This is a genomic window from Bacillus bruguierae (genome assembly GCF_037104725.1).
Lineage (GTDB): Bacteria > Bacillota > Bacilli > Bacillales > Bacillaceae_G > Bacillus_A > Bacillus_A bruguierae.
This window is the reverse complement of sequence record NZ_JBAWSX010000004.1, coordinates 254,381-276,709: the sequence shown is the minus strand read 5'-3', so window position 1 is coordinate 276,709 and position 22,329 is coordinate 254,381. Positions and strand designations below refer to the sequence as shown.

Here is a 22,329-nt window from a genome sequence, read left to right as displayed (position 1 = left end):
CCCGTTTTTTCTTGTTCACCGATATCGACGATTCGACACGATTTAAAGATCATTCGACGATATTCAACACAACAATCATCGAGCCCAGCTGGAACAAAGGTACCATCTTTTCTTTTTCCCTAATTGGTGTACTATAAGAAATAGGAAGATACGAAAAAGGGGATTTTCAAATGGAATTTCATGAACAAAAAATATTACCAGCGGTTCGGCAAATAAAAGATTTAGAGAAGCTGTTACATAGTTCATATGAATATATTGTAATTTTAGATATTCATGTTGGTCAGTTGAAAAGTGTTGTGGCATTAGCAAAGCAGTATTGTAAAAAAGTCTTTTTACATGTGGATTTAATTCATGGCTTGCAAAGTGATGCGTATGCAACGGAATATGTATGCCAAGAGTTTCGTCCGTACGGTGTGTTATCTACAAAGTCTAGTGTGATTATGAAAGCGAAGCAAAAAGGTGTCGTTGCGATTCAACGGGTTTTCTTAATTGATTCTAGTGCAATGGAAAAGAGTTGTGCCCTTTTAGAAAAGACAAAGCCAGATTACATTGAAGTGCTTCCAGGGGCTTTAACGGACGTAATTGCGGAAATGAAAGAGCGAACTGGATTATCTATTTTGGCAGGCGGATTTATTCGTACTGTGGATGATGTGGAAAGGGCTCTAGCAGCTGGTGCAACAGCGATTACCACGTCGAAAAAAGAGCTATGGAAACATTTTCATAGAAAGTGACAAAAATGTGAAAAAACTAATTGACACCGCTTTCAAATGGGTTTAACATTATAGATAAGTTAATAAACGTGACGGAGAAAAGAAGAGATCCACATTTCATTGTTTCTATGATTTTATAGAAGCTTGTATTTGTGGATTTTTTCTTTTGAAAATTTAATTTTTCTCTTTCACTGAAAGCGCTTTAATTTGATTATGGAGGGGTTATATGTCACCATTTTTAGGGGAGTTAATAGGGACAGCATTACTAATCATTCTTGGCGGCGGCGTTTGTGCTGGTGTTAGTTTGAAGAAATCATTTGCACAAAATTCAGGATGGATCGTTATTACGATGGGATGGGGCTTAGCGGTTTCGGTAGCTGCTTATGCAGTTGGATCGATTAGCGGAGCGCATTTAAATCCAGCAGTAACAATTGGACTTGCGTTTAAAGGAGCATTTCCTTGGAGCGACGTACCAAGTTATATCGCAGCACAAATGATTGGGGCAATGATTGGGGCATGTATTGTATACTTACATTACTTACCACATTGGAAAGAAACAGAAGATGCAGGCACAAAATTAGGCGTATTTGCAACAGGACCAGCAATTCCAAACACATTTGCAAACCTTTTAAGTGAAATGATTGGGACTTTTATTCTAGTATTTGGTATTTTAGCAATTGGAGCAAATAAGTTTGCAGATGGTTTAAATCCGTTTATTGTAGGTTTCTTAATTGTAAGTATTGGTTTATCATTAGGAGGGACAACTGGTTACGCAATCAATCCAGCACGTGACTTAGGACCTCGTATTGCACACTTCCTTCTTCCGATCCCAGGAAAAGGCGGATCGAACTGGAAATATGCATGGATTCCAGTAGTAGGACCAATTTTAGGCGGATCATTAGCGGGATTATTCCATCAAGTTGTATTTGAAGGAAAGCAAAACTCAGCACTTATCTATGTAGCAATTGCAACAGTGATTGTTCTAGCAATCTCTTATATGGCAAGCAAACAGAGCGGGAAAAATACAAATAGTAGAAAAGTAGCATAAGGGGGAAATAAACATGGAAAAATTTATTCTTTCATTAGACCAAGGAACAACAAGTTCACGTGCGATTCTTTTTAATAAAGAAGGTAAAATTGTACATGTTGCGCAAAAAGAGTTCACGCAGCATTTTCCTAAGCCAGGTTGGGTTGAGCATAGCCCGCAAGAAATTTGGGGATCTATTTTAGCGGTTATTGCAACTTGTTTAAGTGAAGCAGAGGTAAAACCGGAGCAAATCGCTAGTATCGGTATTACAAACCAACGTGAAACAACAGTTGTATGGGAAAAAGAGACTGGCAAACCTGTATACAATGCAATCGTATGGCAATCTCGTCAAACAGCGGAAATTTGTGAAGAGTTAAAAGAAAAAGGCTATGGCGACATGGTTCGTGAAAAAACAGGTCTTTTAATTGATGCATACTTCTCTGGGACGAAAGTAAAATGGATTTTAGATAACGTAGAAGGTGCAAGAGAGAAAGCGGAGCGCGGCGAGTTATTATTCGGAACAATTGATACATGGCTTGTATGGAAATTATCTGGCGGCAAGGTTCACGTAACAGATTATTCGAATGCATCTCGTACATTAATGTATAACATCCATGAGTTAAAATGGGACGAAGAGCTTCTTGACATGTTAACAGTACCAGCAAGCATGCTTCCAGAAGTACGTCCATCTTCTGAAGTATATGGTCATACAGTTGATTACCATTTCTTCAATCAAAATGTACCGATTGCAGGTATTGCGGGTGACCAACAAGCAGCACTATTCGGCCAAGCTTGCTTCGGTGAAGGTATGGCGAAAAATACATACGGAACAGGCTGCTTTATGTTAATGAACACAGGTGAAAAAGCAGTAGCATCTGAGCATGGTCTATTAACAACAATCGCATGGGGCTTAAATGGAAAAGTTGAATACGCATTAGAAGGTAGTATCTTCGTAGCAGGATCTGCAATTCAGTGGCTGCGTGATGGACTGCGTATGTTCCAAGATGCAAGTGATAGTGAAGCATATGCAACGCGCGTTGAGTCAACTGACGGCGTATATGTTGTACCTGCATTTGTTGGACTCGGAACACCGTACTGGGATAGTGAAGTACGCGGAGCAGTATTTGGTTTAACACGCGGTACGACGAAAGAGCATTTTGTCCGTGCAACGCTTGAATCGTTAGCATATCAAACAAAAGATGTATTATGTGCAATGGAAGCGGATTCTGGCATTGAGTTAAAAACATTACGCGTAGATGGCGGCGCAGTGAAAAATAATTTCTTAATGCAGTTCCAAGGTGATATTTTAGGCGTGCCAGTAGAGCGTCCAGAAGTAAATGAAACAACAGCTTTAGGAGCAGCATATTTAGCTGGTCTTGCGGTTGGATATTGGAAAGATCAAGAAGAAATCGCAGCGCAGTGGAATATGGATAAGAGCTTTACACCAGCAATGGAAGCGGGTACAAGTGAAGAGCTATATGCTGGCTGGAAAAAAGCAATTGAAGCAACAAAAGCTTTTAAATAATTATAAACAGTGTTACAATGATGATAAGTTAATAATTCGGTAGGAGATTTGGAGAGACCACAACACGCTATAGAAGTGATTCTATGGTGATGTTTGTGGTCTCTTTTTTCGTAATAAAAGGGAGGAATTACCATGAAATTTTCAAGTCAACAGCGTCAAAATGTTTTAAATGAAGTAAATAAACAAGAATTAGATGTTATTGTCATCGGCGGAGGAATCACAGGAGCAGGGATCGCATTTGACGGAGCAAAACGCGGATTATCAACAGTTGTGTTTGAAATGCAAGACTTTGCTGCAGGTACATCAAGTCGTTCTACAAAGCTTGTTCACGGTGGTTTACGTTATTTAAAACAGTTTGAAGTGAAAATGGTAGCTGAAGTTGGGAAAGAACGTGCCATTGTATATGAGAACGGCCCTCACGTAACAACACCTGAGTGGATGCTGCTTCCATTCCATAAAGGCGGTACGTTCGGCGCATTTAGTACATCAATCGGACTTCGTGTATATGACTTTTTAGCAGGCGTTAAGAAAAGCGAGCGCAGAAAAATGTTTAGCCGCGAAGAAACGATGAAGAGAGAGCCGCTCGTGAAACAAGAAGGATTACAAGGCGGCGGTTACTACGTAGAATATCGTACAGATGATGCACGTTTAACAATTGAAGTGATGAAAGAAGCAATCAAACATGGCGCAAAAGCAGTCAACTATGCAAAGGTAGACGGCTTCTTATATAAAGATGGAAAAGTATGCGGCGTACGTGTAGTCGACTTATTAGACGGAAACGTATATGAAGTGTACGGTAAAAAGATTGTCAACGCATCAGGTCCTTGGGTCGATTCACTTCGTGAAAAAGATAATTCGAAAAAAGGGAAAGTACTACAGTTATCAAAAGGTGTGCACCTTGTCATTGATCAAAAGCGTTTCCCATTAGGGCAAGCAATCTACTTTGATACGCCAGATGGACGTATGGTCTTTGCGATTCCGCGTGGAGGTAAAACGTATGTAGGGACAACAGATACATTTTATGATAAAGACGCAGCGGTACCAAAAATGACGACAGAAGATCGCACATATATTATTAATGCGATTAACTACATGTTCCCGAGCGTAAACATTACAGAGAAGGATATTGAATCAAGCTGGGCCGGTGTTCGTCCATTAATTTATGAAGAAGGAAAGAGCGCATCTGAAATTTCTCGTAAAGATGAAATTTGGACTTCTGAATCTGGTCTAATCACAATTGCCGGCGGAAAATTAACAGGATACCGCAAAATGGCAGAAATGGTAGTAGACTATGTAACATCTCTAATGCAAAAAGAAGGGCACGGTTCATACCCAGCAAGTGCAACGAAACATATGCCAATCTCTGGCGGTCATGTTGGCGGTTCTAAAAACTTCCCAACATTCATAGCGAAAAAAGCACAAGAAGGAAAAAAATACGGTTTAACTGTAGAACAAGCAGAGCAATTCGCAAAATTCTACGGTTCAAACGTGGATGTACTCTTCGAATTAGCGAAAGAATATAAAGGAGAGGCAGGGCGTCATAACATGCCGCTTGACGTACTTCTTCCACTCGTATACGCAATGGAATTCGAAATGACAACAAAACCAGTTGATTTCTTCGTACGCCGTATGGGAGCAGTATTCTTCAACATTCACTGGGTATATAAATGGAAAGATGCTGTTATCAATTACATGGCAGAAGCTTTAAACTGGAGCGGAGAAGAGAAGCTGAAGTATACAGTTGAATTAGACGCAGCATTAACAGATGCAGTTGTTCCGGTCGATCAACAAGATCAGGCATCTGCGTTGGCATAAAATAAAACCCACATCATTTCTAAAAGTTTAGAAATGATGTGGGTTTATTTTATATGAATGTTATTAAAAAAGTTACAATTGAATATAAAACCAATATGCGATATATTGGTTTTATGAAAAAAGATATGATTAAACCCATTAAACGTATGTCATTTAGAGATGAAGTATATTTAACTTTAAAAAAAGCAATTGTTACATTAGAACTGCAACCTGAGCAGCGTTTAAATGACAAAGAGTTAGCAGAAGAATTCGGAATTAGTCGTACTCCGGTTAGAGAGGCATTGAAACGCCTCGAGGATGAAGGACTTGTTGAATCTATTCCTGGTTCGGTTACTCGCGTTGCACCATTAAATCTTGAGGAGGCGAAACACGCATTTACTGTGGTAGCAGTTTTACACTCTTTAGCTGCTCGCTTAGCAGTTCCACTATTAAAAGAGTCCGATATTCAAGAATTAGAATTCAGTAATAAGGCTTTGCGATTATCTATTGAAAAAAAGGATACTATAAAAGCAATTGAAGCTGATGAGTTATTTCACAATGTTTTTTTAGATGTAGCAGGAAACCCCGAAATTATTCGTGCGTTAGAACGAAGTATATCTAAGATTCAGCGTCTTGAAATTTCTCAGTTTGCTTCTATAAATGGCCTAAAGTCAGTAGAACAGCATCAACAAATTATAGAGGCGTGTAAACATAAAGATAAAGAAACAACAGCCCATCTTGTAGAACAAAACTGGTTAAGTCTTGGGAAATTACTAACTCATGAAGCAAATTGAGGTGAGGAATTTGCGTCCGGTTTTTTTAGGTACTTGTGCTGCTTTCTTTTTTGCTTTCACATTTATACTGAATCGAGCGATGGAATTATCAGGTGGTAACTGGGTATGGAGTGCTTCACTAAGGTATATTTTTATGGTTCCATTTCTTTTACTTATTGTTATAAGTAAAAAGAAACTACGATCGTTATTACAGGTAATGAAAGAAAATTCAGGAACATGGTTCTTATGGAGTTTTGTAGGATTTGGCTTATTTTATGCTCCATTATGTTTTGCCGCTGCACATGCACCAGGATGGATAATTGCTGGAACATGGCAAATTACGATTATATCGGGATCTTTATTAGCTCCTTTTTTCATCCAAACCATCCAAACACCAAATGGAATTCTCAAGAAAAGAGGGGAAATACCAATAAAAGGGATGGGTATGTCACTTATTATTCTTCTTGGTATTATTCTTATGCAAATGGAGCAAGCGAAATCTCTTGCTGTGAAAGATATTTTGCTAGGCATTATCCCTGTAATTGTTGCTTCTTTTGCTTATCCACTTGGTAATCGTAAGATGATGGAGGTTTGTGGAGACCGTCTGGATGCTTATCAACGTGTACTTGGCATGACATTAGCTAGCTTACCATTTTGGTTTTTACTATCTTTGTATGGATTTTTTACAACAGGAGCACCTAGTAAGGAGCAAACGATGCAATCTATCTTAGTTGCTATTTGTTCAGGGGTAATTGCAACCATTTTATTTTTCAAAGCAACTGATATGGTAAGAGGAGATATGCAAAAACTAGCTACTGTGGAAGCAACACAATCTATGGAAGTACTTTTTGCTGTTATCGGAGAATTAGTTTTATTACATTCTTCATTTCCTTCTATTTTATCTTGGAGCGGTATGTTTATAATCATGTTAGGAATGATAGCACATAGCTATGTTTCTCATAAAGGTGAAATGAAACATAATCAAGATATTGGTACCTAAATGATGTTTTAAAACCACTATAACGTTGTAGAGTATATAGTGGTTTTTCTTTATTCCTTTTTTATTTTTGTAGATTGAAACAAATTTCTTATCATGTAATCTTAAAACCCCTCACTTCCTTCTATATAAATACAAATTAAAAAATCGACATAAAATCCTCTTTCTTTTTAGACGGGCGCGAGCATCTGGCCATGCATAGAAGCGGTCATGTTGTATTCTGCAGAACAGCGACTTATGTGTCGGAAAATTGAATATACACAAAAAATATGAAATATTACATATATAAATATATTGAAGTCTTTATAGATACTTATTATAATTTACTTAAGTATAAAGCTTTGTACATCATTATTTTGATAGTTTTGTAGGAAGATGTTAAAAAACGGAAAAGTAGAGGGGAAATGAATGAAAATTTTAAAAGGAATGCTAATGTCTACAATAGTAATTACAGCTTTTACGGGATTAGGAAAAACTTCTCATATAGTGAGTGCTGCTTCAAACGATTCAGTAGTACAGAAAAAAGAAGCTAATGTAGAAAAAAAAGAAGAAAAGCAAATCATTGTAAAGTTTAAAAATGAGATCAATTTACCGTATGAAGATGGTATAGAAAAGCAAATAAAACAGGAAACAAATGATGTAGTACTAGAAGGTATTTTTTCAGAATTTTCGGATTTGAAATTAACTCGCTTATTTACATCTGTAAGTTCTGAAGACATTCAAAATCTAGATGAACATACAAAAACATCTGATAATCATTCATCTGCTAATTTATTAAACTATTATACACTTCAAGTTCCTAAGGGTGTACAAGCAGAACAATTACTAGAAAAGCTAAAAAAATCTTCCTTAATAGAAGATGTCTATATTAACGAACCGCAAAAATTAACACCGCCTGAAATACAGATACCGAATGTATCTCTTAATCCATCTGATGACCCTAGAGTTAAAAGCCAAGGATATCTTACAGAAGCACCATATGGAATTAATGCACCTTATGCATGGGGCATAAAAGGCGGCGATGGAAAAGGGATAACATTTGTAGATATGGAGTACGGATGGTTATTAAATCATGAGGATTTAATAAATCAAAATATTAAACTTATGTCTGGGCGAAATTTAGATCAGCACGTTGCTCATGGGACTTCAGTATTAGGAATTGTTTCAGCGCAAGATAATAATATAGGTAATATTGGCATTACACCAAAAGCTACAGTAAAGGTAATCTCTCAAATAAGGGATAATGGTCAGTATAACACAGCAGATGCCATATTAAGCGCTGTTAATAATTTAAACGCTGGTGATGTTTTATTATTAGAGGCACAAGCATCTTATCCTGGATATGGTAATAAATATTTACCAGTTGAAGTGCGACCAGAGGTATTTGATGCCATTCGTACTGGAGTGGATAAAGGGATCGTAATTATAGAGGCTGGATCAAATGGTTCGATTGATTTAGATGAATTTAAAGATAAAGATGGAAAACAAGTCTTAAATCGTAATAGCAAAGATTTCAAAGATTCAGGTGCAATCATGGTCGGAGCTGGTTCATCAACCGTCCCTCATGAACGTTTACGGTTTTCAAATTATGGAAGTCGAATTGATGTATATGGTTGGGGTGAAAATGTAGATACAACTTCTGCGGAACCAAGTAGAGCTCTTACAAATTTATATAAGTCTAACTTTAATGGTACATCTAGCGCTTCACCAATTATTGCTGGGGCAGCCACTTCCATACAAAGTATTGCTAAGGAACATTTGGGTCAACCCTATAAACCAAGTGAGTTAAGAGACATCTTAAGTAACACAAACACAGGAACACAATCTAAAAATCCATCTGTCGATAAAATTGGTGTTTTACCAGATTTAAAAGCTATATTGTTAAAATTAGGATTTCAACCAAATGGAGAAAATTCAGCTTCAAAACGCTAGCGAGGACAAGAGCCAAATAACCAACATATACAAGTAAATCCGTTAAGCTTTATCACGAATCCGATCTACAAAACTTTGTAGCATATGGGCAAAATGAGTCTAATAGCATTAAAGAAAAATACAACGCGAAATCAGGGAAATATTATTTGTATGTCTATAAATATGAAAATAACAATGGATTGTATTCATTAAACGTAAAATAGATTTTAGGCATATGCATAAATGAAACAAAAGGAATTTCTAAAATGAACTGTACCCCAATTATTAGTTATGTCTAACAATTGGGGTACAGTTTTTTATCCCGCTATTCTTGGACAGTAATACTTCCACCTCAAAATTCAGCGAAAGCATTGTCCAGCTCCAGTGGCTAGAATGTTCGGTGGCTTCGCTTCTTCCTACGAGGTAAAAAAACCCTCTACGTCAGAAGCTCCATCCCCCTCACATTCTGAACGAGCCACTTCCACTTTTTTTAAGAAGTTAGGTGGGAGATAAACTGCTGGCATGCGCCCGATTGGTGAGGGCTGATAATCAGTGGGGGATGAAGAAAACCCCCACTGATTAAAGTTTCACTTTATTAGGGCACTGCTCTTTAATTCTCTTTTTAATACCTTTCCTAAAGCATTTTTGGGTAATTCCTTAACGAATATTACTTCTGGGATTTTATAGCTCGCTAATTGTAGTTTACAGTGCTGAATAACATTTTCTTCTGTTAATGATGTGTGAATGTCTTTTATGATATAAGCTCTTGGAATTTCTCCCCAAAAATCATCTGGAATTCCAACTACTGCAACTTCTAACACACCACTTATTTTATGAATGACTTCTTCTACTTGATCTGGATATACATTATCACCACCATGTACAATAACATCTTTGTATCTTCCCATTATATATAAAAATCCGTCTTCATCTAGCATCCCCGCATCACCCATGTAAAACCAGTTATTCTTTACTACTTTTCTTGTTGCCTTTTCGTTATTCCAATAACCTTTAAACATATATGGGCTTTTTACAATAATCTCTCCAACTGCATTCGCAGGTAATTCTTCTCCTGTCTCTGGATGAATAATCTTGACTTCCACATGTTTAATAGGTTTTCCTACAGAAGAAATTTTTTCTTTTCCCATATCTGGTCGCCATGAACTTACGACCCAACTTTCTGTACTTCCATATGCTTGTACCATGAATATTCCTTTTTCTGCATACTTTTGTATAAGACTTGCAGATACTTTTGTTCCACCACTTTGCGCTGCTTTGAAAGAAGAAATATTCCGTTCTTTTTTATGAAATTCATCAAGCATATAACTGTATACAGCTGGAAACGCAAGCATAGTTGTAATCTTCTCTTTTTCAATTGTACCCCAAATGAGACTAGGATGTGAATCAGATAGAAAAATCATCGTAATACCGTGATAAATACAATTTAATATAGAAAGTACACCACTCATATGAAAAAGCGGATGTACGGAAAGAAAACGTTCGCCTACTGGAATCTCCCTTTGGCCTGCAATTTCTGTAAAATAATAATGTAAATTTCTATGACCAATGACACATGCTTTCGCATTTCCAGTTGTTCCAGAAGTAAATAAGAAGATCGCATCGTCATCTTCATGAACTTCTACCATTGGTTCTGTTTTCGACTGGCCTTGTAATCGTAATTCAAATGAATTTGATACTTCTATTCTTTCTCCAGTTTCTAGTACATGTTGAATTTCTTTTACTGCTTCAATTTTAGATAAAATTTCGTTAAATTCAGGATCATAAAATAATACTTTTAGCTTCGCTTCTTTTGCAATCGTTTCTAATTCATAAACAGTAAGCTGATGATTAAAAGGTATTAGTACGGCACCGATTTTTAAGCTTGCCATCATAATTGTTGGAAACATATGATTATTTTTACATAAAACCCCGATACGATCGCCTTTTTGTACACCACTGTTTAACAAGTAATGTGCAAGCTGATTTACTCGTTCGTTATATTTTTTAAATGAATATCTTTCCCCTCCACCAACAAGTGCTTCAATATTTGGTGATTGTGTTGCTCGTTTTTGTAATAATTGTTGCATTGTACGCAAGAAAAACACCCCTTTTTATTTTTAGAATTTAATTTTACTATATTAACTATTAATTTGTTGAAAAATAAATTTGGTGAATTTAATTAAACAATATCCCTTTACCTGGTGGATTAATATATAAGATTTTTTCGTTTTGGGGAACACTAATTTCTTAAGTTGATGAATGTGAAGCGGGAATCCTATAAGAAGATGGTGTTATCAATTGCATTGTTTACAATCAAGTCCCTCTACAAGTAGAATATGAACTAAGTGAGTACGGATGGAGTTTACAAGACATGTTAGATTCTTTATGTACTTGGGGAGAAAAACATATCACGAAAGTATATGGAGATAAATTTGCTGTTTTAGAGGATTGTATTTTAAACGATAAATTGAAATAATAGAGCTTCAAAAATTATATAATTATACTAAGGAAAAGAATGAGGAGATTATTTATATGCACCATATTATGATTGTAGAGGATGATCGAAAAATTGCTGAGTTACTTCAGTCCCACATTAAAAAATATGGGTATCAAGGAACCATCATAACTGATTTTGATACTATTTTAAATACGTTTCAAGAGCTTCAGCCACATTTAGTATTATTAGATGTAAATTTACCAAGCTTTGATGGTTACTATTGGTGCCGGCAAATCCGTGCGATCTCCACATGTCCTATTATTTTCATCTCTGCTCGCAGTGGAGAAATGGATCAAGTCATGGCTCTAGAGTACGGTGCAGATGATTATATTACAAAACCTTTTCATTATGAGGTTATAATAGCAAAAATTCGTAGTCAGCTTCGCCGTGCATATGGTGATTATGCCCCGAAGGTAGAAGAACGCACAGTAGAACAGGCGGGGTTAATTTTATATCCAGAAAGATTGGAACTAACATTAAAGGGAAAGATGGTTTCTCTTACAAAAAAAGAGGCAATCTTATTAGAAATTTTATTACAACGTTATCCACGCGTTGTCAGCCGTGAAGCAATCTTAGATAAGATTTGGGATGATTATACATATGTTGATGATAATACATTAAGTGTGAACATAACACGCATGCGCAAAAAGCTAACAGAATTAGGAATTCAAGATGCACTGGAAACAGTTCGAGGAGCTGGATACAGGTTACATATTACATGGGATGACGAGGCATTAAAATGAAATTATTTTTCCGTGATCACATCCCGCTTATATTGTATACAGTTGTACAATTGTTTACTGTTTTACTTGTCTATTGGTATGACGGCTACAATCATTGGCTAACCGCACTGTATGCCGTGTTCTTAGGATTGGTCTTATTAATTGGCTATTTGCTATATCGTTACTTTACTCACCGTAACTTGTATGTCAGGTTATCTAACCTCCCTAAAACATTAAATGAATCAATCCAAAAAGCCGATTCTACTCCTTTATCTGTCGCAGTGAATAACGTATTGCATGCACAATATCTTTATTATCACAATCAATTAAAATTATGGGAGAAGAAAAAACAAGAACATCTCACTTTTATGAACCAATGGGTTCATCAAATGAAAACTCCTCTTTCTGTCATTGAACTTATTACACAAGACGCTGATGATGAACGGTTTGAAAGCATAGCTGAAGAAACGGATCGAATGAGACAAGGGCTTGAAATGGTACTTAATATGGCACGTCTTGAAATATTTGAACAAGACTTTTATGTAGAGAAAGTTACGTTACGAGAATTAGTAAATGAAGTGATTCATGAAAATAAACGTTCTTTTTTACGAAATTATGTATACCCAGAAATAAAGGTTGAATCCAATCTTATAGTAGAGACCGATGCCAAATGGCTACGCTTTATCCTAAATCAAATATTATCTAATGCGATTAAATATTCATCTGGAAATCGAGAAAAAATTACGATTTCTGTCTTCACAGAAGAAAGAGGTACTATCTTACAAATCCAAGACCGCGGAATCGGTATTCCCAAGTCTGATTTGCCGCGCGTTTTCCGTCCGTTCTATACGGGAAAAAACGGAAGGTCATATAAAGAATCTACAGGTATGGGATTATACCTGGCAAAAGAAGTTGTTGAAAAATTAGGTCATACAATTAAATTACAATCTGAAGTAGGAAAAGGCACAACTGTGCAGATTATTTTTCCAACTGCTTCTCGGTAGCTGATGAATGGAATCCCATTCATCTTTTTTTTAGAAATCTTACACTTTTGTAAGACAAATGAAAGATGATTCAATATGAGGAACAATAAAATTAGATTACACTGAACAACAGAAAAGCAGTTTGGAAGGAGAGAAAACATGGAGATTTTAAAAATTTGTGATCTTAGTAAAACTTATACAGGAAAAGTGTCGTATGATGCGCTTTCTAATATTGATTTAACAATTCAGAAGGGGGAATTTGTTGGCATTATGGGCCCATCAGGAAGTGGGAAAACAACGTTGTTAAATATGATTTCAACTATTGATTCTCCAACATCTGGTGAAGTGCTTATTAATGGAGAGAATCCATATAAATTATCACAAGATAACTTAGCATTATTTCGTCGTCGTGAATTAGGATTTATCTTTCAATCCTTTAATCTTCTTAACACATTAACAGTAAAAGAAAATATTGTTTTACCTTTGACGTTGAATGGAACGAGCCTAGAAGATATGAATACACGAGTGGCAGCTATCGCAGAGAAATTAGATATTACACACATTTTAAATAAACGTACGTTTGAAATTTCCGGTGGACAAGCACAACGAACAGCTATCGCACGTGCTCTTATTCATAACCCAAAATTAGTGCTTGCGGATGAACCTACAGGAAACTTAGATTCAAAAGCTGCACGAGATGTAATGGAACTATTATTGCAGCTGAATAAGGAAGAGGAAGCAACAATGATGCTTGTCACACACGATGCAATGGCTGCCAGCTATTGTGACCGTGTCATTTTTATTAAAGATGGTAAGTTTTATAATGAAATCTATTGCGGAGATAGCCGTGAAGCATTTTATCAAAAAATCATGAATGTACTATCATTACTTGGAGGAAATGCTCATGACTTTTCAACAATTCGCGTTTAATAACGTAATGCGTAATAAACGAATTTATATGGGTCACTTTTTTAGCAGTACATTTGCAGTTATGATTTTTTTCACGTATGGACTCATTTCGTTTCATCCTAATTTACAAGGAGAACTGACAAGTATTAGTACAACGATGAATACGCTTGGAAAAATAGGCTTTCAAGTATCTCAATATTTAACGTTTTTCTTTTCGTTCTTCTTTATTCTATATTCTGTTAGCGCATTTTTAAAAACGCGAAAAAAAGAATTTGGGATCTTAATGATTCACGGAATGTCCCATCGACAACTCAATAAGCTCATTTTCATGGAAAATATGCTGATTGGCTTCTTTTCTATTGTTACAGGGATCGGAATTGGTCTTATTTTTTCTAAATTAATACTGTTAATTAGCGCTTCTATTTTAGCGATTAACAATGGGTTATCATTCTACGTTCCAACGAAAGCAATGGGATTAACTGGCATCTCCTTTTTTGTGTTATTTCTTCTCATTTCACTTTTCACGTCAAGAATGGTGAAAGTGAATGAACTCGTGGAATTATTAAAAGCAGAAGAAAAACCAAAGCCAGAGCCAAAAGCATCTATTTGGCTAGCTTTATTATCGATTATTTCGATTTCTGTTGGTTATGCTGCTGTATTTCATCTATCTGTTGGAAAAGATTACATGACCTCTAATCAGTTACTGATGTTAATTGGAGGAGGTGTCGTTCTTGTCGTTATCGGCACATACTTTTTATTTACACAATTAAGTGTTTATGTTATGCATGCCTTGAAAAAGAACGAGCATACATTTTTTAAGAAAACAAATTTGCTCACAATTTCAGAGTTAATCTATCGGTTACGCGATAATGCAAAAACATTTTTTATTGTAGCTATCATTTCTGCTGTAGCTTTTACTGCGATTGGCATATGTGCTGCAATGGCAAATGCAGGTTGGGGAGAGAGAATGAGCCCCTATGCCTTTCAATATGAATCTTATGCTGGTAATCCATTGGAAAAACAACATATTTCCGAAATAAAACAACAGCTAGATGATGCTCATTTTCAATATACGCTCGTATCACCTAAATTTATAACAACCGCAAACGGTAGAACACTAATCAAATTAACAGACTATAATGAGTACGCCAAAAAATTTGGATACAAAACAGAAACATTACAACATGAAACTGACAGTTTAGTCATACTACCAAAGGGCTTAAAACCTCAAGAATTTGCAAAATTAGCAGCGGAGAAAAACATTGAATTAAATCACGGTAATGTAAAAGTTACACTTCAAATTATAAAACGTGCGGAAGTTCAAGAATTAAAAGGGTACTATGATTCTAAGATCGTTGTAAATGATTCCATCTATAATCAGGTGATAAGCCAAAAATTATCAGAAGAGTACATGGTCCGTCCAGAAGTAACTGAATACGGATTTATTATAAAAGATTGGCAAAAAACGCTAGATGTTTCAAAAACGCTCTTGAAAATCATAAAACCTAACTCTAATGACGTGAATACACCTTATTCTTTCTCTTCCTTAAGCTTTAATTGGATTGAGATGAAACAACAAAACGGCCTTCTATCTATAATGACAGTATTAGTAGGCATCGTATTTTTTATCTTTGCGACTAGCTTTTTATACTTCCGCTTATTCACAGATTTTGATCGAGATCACCAACAATACAGTATGATTGGTAAAATAGGATTAAGTAAAAATGAACTAAAGAAAATTGTAACAAAACAAATGATGCTACTCTTTTTCTTACCTATTTTAGTTGCCATGATTCATAGTAGCGTTGCATTTGCTGCCGTACAATATGTAGCAAAATTCTCCAATGGCGGTCAAGATATTTCTGTTGTAAAAAGCTCGATTATCGTATTAACCAGCTTTCTATGTATGCAAATTATATATTTCTTTATTATTCGTTCTAACTATATCGATCAGCTGTATAAAGCAATGTATCAAATAGAAAAAAGTGAATAACGCACGAAAAACACCCTTTTACATAAGAGGGTGTTTTTACATTAAACCTTCAAAACTTCTGTCCATTATCAATTGTAAATATTTGTCCTGTGATGGATTCCTGCGTTAATTGATACAAGACTGCCTCGGCAATTTCATCAGGTGCGGAAATTCTTTTCGGCGGTATGTTCCCTGCACGTTAAGGAGCCGGTTAAAAATGAAAAACAAGTGCTGATCATCAACGGCGGGGATGCCCGAATTTGATATATTTCTTGCACTAGAAGCAATTTTTCGAATAAAAATCCTAAATAGCCTCCTTACTCAAATTAGAAGGAGGCATAAATCATTTTCTATATATCTGTAATTGTAGCAGTTACAAATGATTGTGGGTCAGTAAAAGTACTAACATCGGCTTTAAGGATGTATGAAGCTCCTTTTTCTAACCAGACATTCGTGCTTTCCGTTATAGAGCCATAACAACCTCCAACATGTAGATTGGTGACAAGCTCAATATTTGTGGGAGAGGTCTTCTTATATAAACTGCAGGAACCATCTGATTCCATTGCTGTAGTCTTACCATAATATGTACATGTCATTTTCATGTACTTTCCTGTCCCAATAAAATTTATACTTTTCGCTGAATTATCCGAGTGTTTAGATGTTACGGATGTAAGAGTAGCAGCACTAGTTGAAGGTATAAATACTGTGAAGAGAATAACTATAGATGCCATTAATAGAGAAACATATTTTTTCATTATTAAAATCCTCCTATGTTATGAGTAGAAATCTATTTGTCTATATAAAATAAACTTATAATGATTGGAATTAATTGTAAATGGATGGGGAAATACAAAATATTACGATGTAACTATCGAGTCGATAAGATTTTATTTTTATAATTAAATATTTCATCTACTGCTTTTTTATATCCTCCAGCTTCTTTAAGGGATTTTCCTATTGCATGACTGTTTTGAGAAAATTCTTTATTATTTAGTACTTGTTCTGTTGCTTCGCGTAGCATTGTAGCAGTAAGCTGTAAACGATCTAATTGAATGCCAGCTCCTACTTCTTCCACTCGTTTTGCAACGAGCGGCTGGTCAGCAGCAACGGGAATAACGACAAGTGGAACACCAAAATACAATCCTTCACTGGAGCTGTTCATTCCGCCATGTGTAATAAATACATCTGTATGTTGTAAAACTTCTAATTGTGGTACGTAATTGTATACTAAAAAATTGGAGGGAATGCTTTTAAATTGGTTAATATCCGTTTTTTTTCCGACTGCTAGAACAACAGTAGCTTCCATATCTTGAAAAGCTTCAAAGCATTTTTCGTAGAATTTTGGTTGCTGATTGAATACGGTACCCAGAGAAATAAAAATTACTCTTTCTGTCTTGAGCTTTTCAATAGGAAAATGACTAACATCTTTTCGTGGACTAATAGAAGGTCCAACAAATATAAACGAGTCATCAAATACTTCTGCACGTGGTTGATATAGCTTTGAAGTAAATACGATTGTAATGTCTCCTGGTTGATTCATGATATCGAATACACTATTACAAACAATATTGTATTGTTTTTCCCATTTCTGCATCGTATCTAAACACGCTTGATACATCGGAGAACCTTTCGTTATTTCATCTAATTTAGGCATAGAACCAAAAGACATATAATGATTAAAAGCAAAAGTAGTACAAGAAGAAATTTTGGGTAATTTTAATATATTAGCAATAATCTTCCCTACTATAAAATGATTATCGTAAATGACATAATCATAGTTTTCTTCTTTTATTTCCTTTAAAATTGTAGGTACTATTTTGTCTGTAACGTTTATGATTCGATGGATCATTTCTAAAGGATTGGGCCCTTCATCTATTTTTTTCATCACATCCATTTGTGAAGTAAAATCTTCATAATAACGAAATGATGCTCCTGTTTTTTCAATCTTGTCCCTATATTGTTCAACACAATAATAAACTACCGTTTCTCCTTTACGTATCAATTCTTCAACGATTGCTAGGGTTGGATTAACATGTCCCTCACCCGGAAAGCCTATAATAAGAACTTTTGACATGACCATCTCTCCTTACCTATCGATTGTAAATATTTAACATTTTAAAACTAATTATTTTGTAGTCAAGTTAAAGAAATTCCACTACCCTCAAGTGTAAAAAAAAACGAACAATTCTATTGGCATAGTTTGTTCGTTCTGGAAAAGGAGATACAATATAGAACTTCAAACGAAAAAGAGTATATGTATATTTTACCAAAAGATACAAAAGATTCAATTTTTTGAGGTTGAGAAAGTTAATTTTCTATTCATTGCGTTTTTTGTTCACAGACATTCGTATCATGAACAAAAGGTTTTTGAATGAATAAAACGGAATACATCGTTTAATTCTATAAATTCACAAAATTTTCAAAATTAAAGAAAATAAATGTTAATATTTGTTATATAATAAACTTGTCAAACCATTACTTAAGTAGTTCCCCTGTTTTGACTGTTAAGATAGTTTACCCTTACTACCATTATCTCAAAAAGGACTTGTAGTTATTGCTACAAGTTCTTTTTGCTTTTCTTGTTACACATGAACTTCCAAACAATTATTTACCATAAAAAGGAATGTTTATTTTCCATGATTCGTAGCAAATTAAAATCATAGGAGGTGATACATATGGTAAGAAAGAGTAGCAGAAATAATAATCAAGTATTAATTCAAGGTGCTGAGAATGCAATTGATCAAATGAAGTATGAGATTGCACAAGAATTTGGTGTACAGCTTGGAGCAGATACAACATCTCGTGCAAACGGTTCTGTTGGTGGTGAAATCACAAAACGTTTAGTAGCAATGGCTCAGCAACAACTAGGCGGTGGATTCACTCATTAATTTCACCCGAAGACATGCCAGGTGGCAGTACGTGGTAATTCGTTTATAAATAAGTTTAAACACTTACACTATAAGCATCCAAATAGGGTGCTTTTTTCTTTGTTATATAAGTTGAAAAAACGACATAAAAACCCCCTTTCCTTTTGGAGGGACGAGAGCATCTGGCCGTGCATAGAAACGGTCAGGACTTTTTTCTGCCACATGCGAGGATTAAAACAAAGGGAGAAAGCAAGTATAGGTCATGTTGTATTCTGTATAGCAGTGATTTATATAGTAACTACACAATAAAAATGATATTTGTGAAAGAGTTTTGTTATATTTGTGAAAGAGAAATGCAAGGTATTTAAATTAATATAAACTTACGAATACCGATTTTATATTAGTTGTTAGTAAAATAAAAATATCAGCAATTAGAGAAAACATTTTTCAAGATTATATGATGATTGAATCAGAGAAAGATTTTTTCATCCTTGATAAAGGAACAGAGGAGATTTTATGCATGAAAGCAAGAATTGCAATTATAGAAGATGAAGATAATATCCGTGAAATATGCAAACGGTACTTAGAAAGAGAAGGATATGAAGTATACACCGCTGCAGATGGAACAGAAGGTTGGAATGTGTTTCAGCAATATCAACCAGATCTAATTATTTTAGATTTGATGATGCCAAAAAAAGATGGCTGGGAATTATGTGAGGAAATTCGCCGATGCTCTAATGTTCCTATTATTATGTTAACCGCTAGGGGAGAAGAAAAAGATCGAATTTTAGGATTAACAATGGGCGCAGATGATTATATGACAAAGCCGTTTTCACCTCGTGAATTAGTATTAAGGGTGCAAATTATATTAAGAAGAGGAAATCAAGCAACGATTCAAATAAACGAACCTGTATCAGAAATGATAGAGTTTCTAGATTTGAAAATTGATCCAATAAAAAGACGTGTATTTGTTTGTGGATATGAAATTGAGTTAACGGTGAAAGAATTTGAGGTACTTTATATCATGGCAAAACATCCAAAACAAGTATTTTCACGATCTCAACTCCTTGAACAAATTTGGAAATTCGAGTATGAAGGGTGCACCAATACAGTAACCGTGTTAATGAGTCGTCTCCGTGAAAAGTTAGAGAAGCATACAACAAAAAATCGCTGGATTCATACAGTTTGGGGCATAGGTTATCGCTTTGATCCAGATGGAGGAAATGAAATATGAAGTTACGGAATCAATTGTTATTGATGAATTTATTAAGTACGGGGATTATGTTAATTGCTATATGGTATAGTGAAATGCGAATGTTACTTAGACCGGAACAGACACGATTATTTATGGGAATTGTGATTGTAGCACTGATTATCTCAACGATTATTTACTGGTTAATGACACGTCCTATTATGAGATCTATTCAAAACTTAATTGCATTAACGAAACAATTTAGTGATAGACAATTTGGAACGACGTACATAATAGGGAAAGAACCGGAAGAGTTTAAAGAATTAGCGACAGCTTTTCAAGAAATGGCTAAAAAATTAGAAGAAAGCTTTACTAAGTTAGAAAAAGGAGAAAAAGCCCGTGCCGAGCTGGTTGCGAATATTTCCCATGACTTACGAACTCCTATGGCTAGCATACAATTGATGGTAGAAGCATTACAGGATGGTTTAATTGAAGATCCTGATCTGAAAAAGCAGTATTTAACAACAATCCTAAACGAAATACAACGATTAAGTGGACTAATTAATGATTTGTTTGATCTTTCTAAGTTAGAACTTGGACAAGAAGTTTTTCAGCCAAGTTTAACACATGTAGATAGTATTCTATTAAAAGTAATAAATTCACATGCTATCTTATTGAAGGAAAAAGAGATTGATTTGCAATTGCATGTTTCGGATACATTACCACGACTTTGGATGATGCCATGTAAAATAACGCGGGTTATCAATAATTTGTTACATAATGCGATTCGGCATTCTCCTACATGTGGAACAATCGAGTTAATTGTAGAGGAAAATAAGCAAGAGCAGCAAGTCCAATTCACTTTGCGTGATGAAGGAGAAGGGATTGCTTTAAATGATCAACTACGTATATTCGAACGCTTTTTCAGAACAGACCCATCAAGAAGCTCACAATCTGGAGGATCTGGACTTGGACTCGCCATTGCAAAATCACTAGTTGAAATGCATAAAGGAGAAATTGGTGTTCGGGATCGCCCGGATGGGAAACAGGGATGTGAATTTTGGTTTACTCTTCCCGTTACGTCAGGAAAGAAATAAGATCATTGAAAGAGTTTTATAATATTTACGAGAGAGAAATAAAAAATCGACATAAAACCCTCTTTCCTTTTAGGTAGGCGAGAGCATCTAGCCATGCATAGAAGCGGTCAGGGCCTTTTCCTGCCACATGCAAGGTTGAAAACAAAAGGAGCTTGGATTCCCAAGCTCTTTTCAATATTATTTAATGCCTCTATAACCACCACTTTTCTTGTGGGATTAAAACTGTCTCAACATTAAAATTTTTCTCGAACAAATCCTTCATCAAGGTTTTATGGACAAGGTATTCTGATGCCGAATGGGAAACGCCGATTAAGGACATTGAAGTATTTGAAGCGTATTCCATTATTTGGTTGTATTTTTGTTTGCCATAATCATTATCAATATGGCAATGAATTTCACCAGTAATATAGGCTTGGACACCATTTTCTTCAGCTTCTTTCATCCAATCCACTACATCTCCACAACCAGCAACAATCGCAATTCTTTGAATATCTTCCAATTTTTTACCTTCAAAATCAACATAGGGGATTTCAAAAATATTCTCTAAGACGGAAATCAAGTTGGCAGTATTTGTTTTTTCGATATTACAATATAAGACATATTCATTTTTTGCATTTAATGTATCATCAACAAGAATTTGTGCATTTAGCTTTTTTGCCATTGCTATATTAGTTCCTAATTGTTTATGACAATCCAAAGGTATGTGGCAAGTATAAACTGATAAATTTTTCTCTTTCATTTGTTTAATGTATTTTTCTTTAATTGGTACAAATCCTTGTCCCCATTTTCCTTTTGGATCACCACATTCCATCAACAGGGGATGGTGCATAAATAATAAATCTCCACTATTGCTTTCTTCTATAAACCGTTCCAATACTTTATCGGTAGGAAAAACGGCGAGAAAAACTTTCCCAACAGTTGAATTTCCTTTTAACATTAGACCATTAAATAATTCCACAAAATCTTTTTCAAAAGCTGTTTGCCAATCAAATTTTAAAGGTTCATAAACCCTTGGGATGAACCGACTGAAAGAAGAATCCTTTCCAAATGATTTTATATCAAGTTCGGCATCTAATGTAGACACTATTTCCTTTAGTTCAGCCATAAAATTATTCCTCCAAATGATTTGATTCTTATTGTTTCATGTTAAAATATTACTTAATATTGGGAATATTTTAACATGAAATTCATTTTTCCTCATAAAAAAATCACTCCTGTTGTTTAAAGACTGCGATTTCCATATGATTTCCTTCTCGTTTTGGGTGTTAAGATGTGGTATATTTTTATGATTTTATTATAGTAACCCCTTACAATTTTATTATTATATATAAATATGCAATATTGCATATTATA

17 protein-coding genes and 3 pseudogenes are annotated in these 22,329 nt (G+C 35.1%); 15 read left to right on the top strand and 5 right to left on the bottom strand.

The features are described 5' to 3' along the window. The first annotated feature begins 170 nt into the window (after positions 1–170). The 7 genes and pseudogenes from WAZ07_RS10005 to WAZ07_RS09975 all read left to right on the top strand — a co-directional run bounded on the left by WAZ07_RS10005 (position 171) and on the right by WAZ07_RS09975 (position 8,961). A complete protein-coding gene (locus WAZ07_RS10005) occupies positions 171–731 on the top strand; it encodes a glycerol-3-phosphate responsive antiterminator (protein ID WP_336472311.1) in 561 nt (186 codons plus the stop codon). Positions 732–936: 205 nt separating this feature from the next. Beyond that, the gene (locus tag WAZ07_RS10000; RefSeq protein ID WP_090919327.1) at positions 937–1,758 is read left to right on the top strand and encodes an MIP/aquaporin family protein; all 822 of its coding nucleotides are present in this window, start codon (positions 937–939) and stop codon (positions 1,756–1,758) included. Between the two features lie 13 nt (positions 1,759–1,771). After that, the gene (glpK, locus tag WAZ07_RS09995; RefSeq protein ID WP_336472310.1) at positions 1,772–3,262 is read left to right on the top strand and encodes a glycerol kinase GlpK; all 1,491 of its coding nucleotides are present in this window, start codon (positions 1,772–1,774) and stop codon (positions 3,260–3,262) included. A gap of 132 nt (positions 3,263–3,394) precedes the next feature. Next, a complete protein-coding gene (locus WAZ07_RS09990) occupies positions 3,395–5,077 on the top strand; it encodes a glycerol-3-phosphate dehydrogenase/oxidase (RefSeq protein ID WP_336472309.1) in 1,683 nt (560 codons plus the stop codon). Between the two features lie 113 nt (positions 5,078–5,190). Beyond that, on the top strand, positions 5,191–5,850 hold the full coding sequence (locus WAZ07_RS09985; RefSeq protein WP_336472374.1) for a GntR family transcriptional regulator: 660 nt from the start codon (positions 5,191–5,193) through the stop codon (positions 5,848–5,850). Then, entirely contained in the window at positions 5,837–6,829 is a 993-nt protein-coding gene (locus WAZ07_RS09980) for a DMT family transporter (RefSeq protein WP_336472308.1), read from the top strand. The genes WAZ07_RS09985 and WAZ07_RS09980 overlap by 14 nt, the downstream gene beginning before the upstream one ends. Positions 6,830–7,234: 405 nt before the next feature. Further along, a pseudogene (locus WAZ07_RS09975) lies at positions 7,235–8,961 on the top strand (S8 family peptidase). Between the two features lie 363 nt (positions 8,962–9,324). Here the strand turns inward: WAZ07_RS09975 and WAZ07_RS09970 are convergent. After that, on the bottom strand, positions 9,325–10,833 hold the full coding sequence (locus WAZ07_RS09970; RefSeq protein ID WP_336472307.1) for a class I adenylate-forming enzyme family protein: 1,509 nt from the start codon (positions 10,831–10,833) through the stop codon (positions 9,325–9,327). 185 nt (positions 10,834–11,018) lie between these two features. Here WAZ07_RS09970 and WAZ07_RS09965 point away from each other — a divergent pair. The 5 genes and pseudogenes from WAZ07_RS09965 to WAZ07_RS09945 all read left to right on the top strand — a co-directional run. Next, a pseudogene (locus tag WAZ07_RS09965) lies at positions 11,019–11,213 on the top strand (winged helix-turn-helix transcriptional regulator); the annotation flags it as partial. Between the two features lie 56 nt (positions 11,214–11,269). Continuing rightward, complete coding sequence (locus tag WAZ07_RS09960; RefSeq protein WP_336472306.1) at positions 11,270–11,977, top strand: response regulator transcription factor; 708 nt, start codon at positions 11,270–11,272, stop codon at positions 11,975–11,977. Further along, positions 11,974–12,960: a sensor histidine kinase gene (locus tag WAZ07_RS09955; protein ID WP_336472305.1), complete on the top strand. Its 987-nt coding sequence runs from the start codon at positions 11,974–11,976 to the stop codon at positions 12,958–12,960. The genes WAZ07_RS09960 and WAZ07_RS09955 overlap by 4 nt, the downstream gene beginning before the upstream one ends. Positions 12,961–13,098: 138 nt before the next feature. Beyond that, positions 13,099–13,869, top strand: a complete 771-nt coding sequence (locus WAZ07_RS09950) for an ABC transporter ATP-binding protein (RefSeq protein ID WP_336472304.1) — start codon at positions 13,099–13,101, stop codon at positions 13,867–13,869. After that, a complete protein-coding gene (locus WAZ07_RS09945) occupies positions 13,844–15,841 on the top strand; it encodes an ABC transporter permease (protein WP_336472303.1) in 1,998 nt (665 codons plus the stop codon). Before WAZ07_RS09950 ends, WAZ07_RS09945 begins: the two co-directional genes overlap by 26 nt. A gap of 49 nt (positions 15,842–15,890) precedes the next feature. On the opposite strand, the pseudogene WAZ07_RS09940 reads toward WAZ07_RS09945, so the two are convergent. The 3 genes and pseudogenes from WAZ07_RS09940 to WAZ07_RS09930 form a co-directional block, all read right to left on the bottom strand. Continuing rightward, a pseudogene (locus tag WAZ07_RS09940) lies at positions 15,891–16,016 on the bottom strand (3-ketoacyl-ACP reductase); the annotation flags it as partial. A 154-nt stretch (positions 16,017–16,170) separates the two neighbouring features. After that, the gene (locus WAZ07_RS09935; protein ID WP_336472302.1) at positions 16,171–16,575 is read right to left on the bottom strand and encodes a hypothetical protein; all 405 of its coding nucleotides are present in this window, start codon (positions 16,573–16,575) and stop codon (positions 16,171–16,173) included. Positions 16,576–16,688: 113 nt separating this feature from the next. Beyond that, positions 16,689–17,894 (bottom strand): macrolide family glycosyltransferase, encoded by a 1,206-nt coding sequence (locus WAZ07_RS09930; protein WP_336472301.1) that lies wholly within the window; start codon positions 17,892–17,894, stop codon positions 16,689–16,691. A gap of 601 nt (positions 17,895–18,495) precedes the next feature. Between WAZ07_RS09930 and WAZ07_RS09925 the strand changes: the two genes are divergently transcribed. The 3 genes from WAZ07_RS09925 (at position 18,496) to WAZ07_RS09915 (ending at position 20,976) form a co-directional block, all read left to right on the top strand. Continuing rightward, positions 18,496–18,708, top strand: coding sequence for an alpha/beta-type small acid-soluble spore protein (locus WAZ07_RS09925; RefSeq protein WP_336472300.1), 213 nt, complete (start codon positions 18,496–18,498; stop codon positions 18,706–18,708). 499 nt (positions 18,709–19,207) lie between these two features. Next, entirely contained in the window at positions 19,208–19,921 is a 714-nt protein-coding gene (locus tag WAZ07_RS09920; RefSeq protein WP_336472299.1) for a response regulator transcription factor, read from the top strand. After that, a complete protein-coding gene (locus WAZ07_RS09915) occupies positions 19,918–20,976 on the top strand; it encodes a sensor histidine kinase (RefSeq protein WP_336472298.1) in 1,059 nt (352 codons plus the stop codon). Before WAZ07_RS09920 ends, WAZ07_RS09915 begins: the two co-directional genes overlap by 4 nt. Before the next feature lie 190 nt (positions 20,977–21,166). Here the strand turns inward: WAZ07_RS09915 and WAZ07_RS09910 are convergent, their stop codons facing one another. After that, positions 21,167–22,081 carry a Nif3-like dinuclear metal center hexameric protein gene (locus WAZ07_RS09910; protein WP_336472297.1) on the bottom strand — a complete coding sequence of 305 codons (915 nt, stop codon included), beginning with the start codon at positions 22,079–22,081 and terminating at the stop codon, positions 21,167–21,169. Between the last annotated feature and the right edge of the window lie 248 nt (positions 22,082–22,329).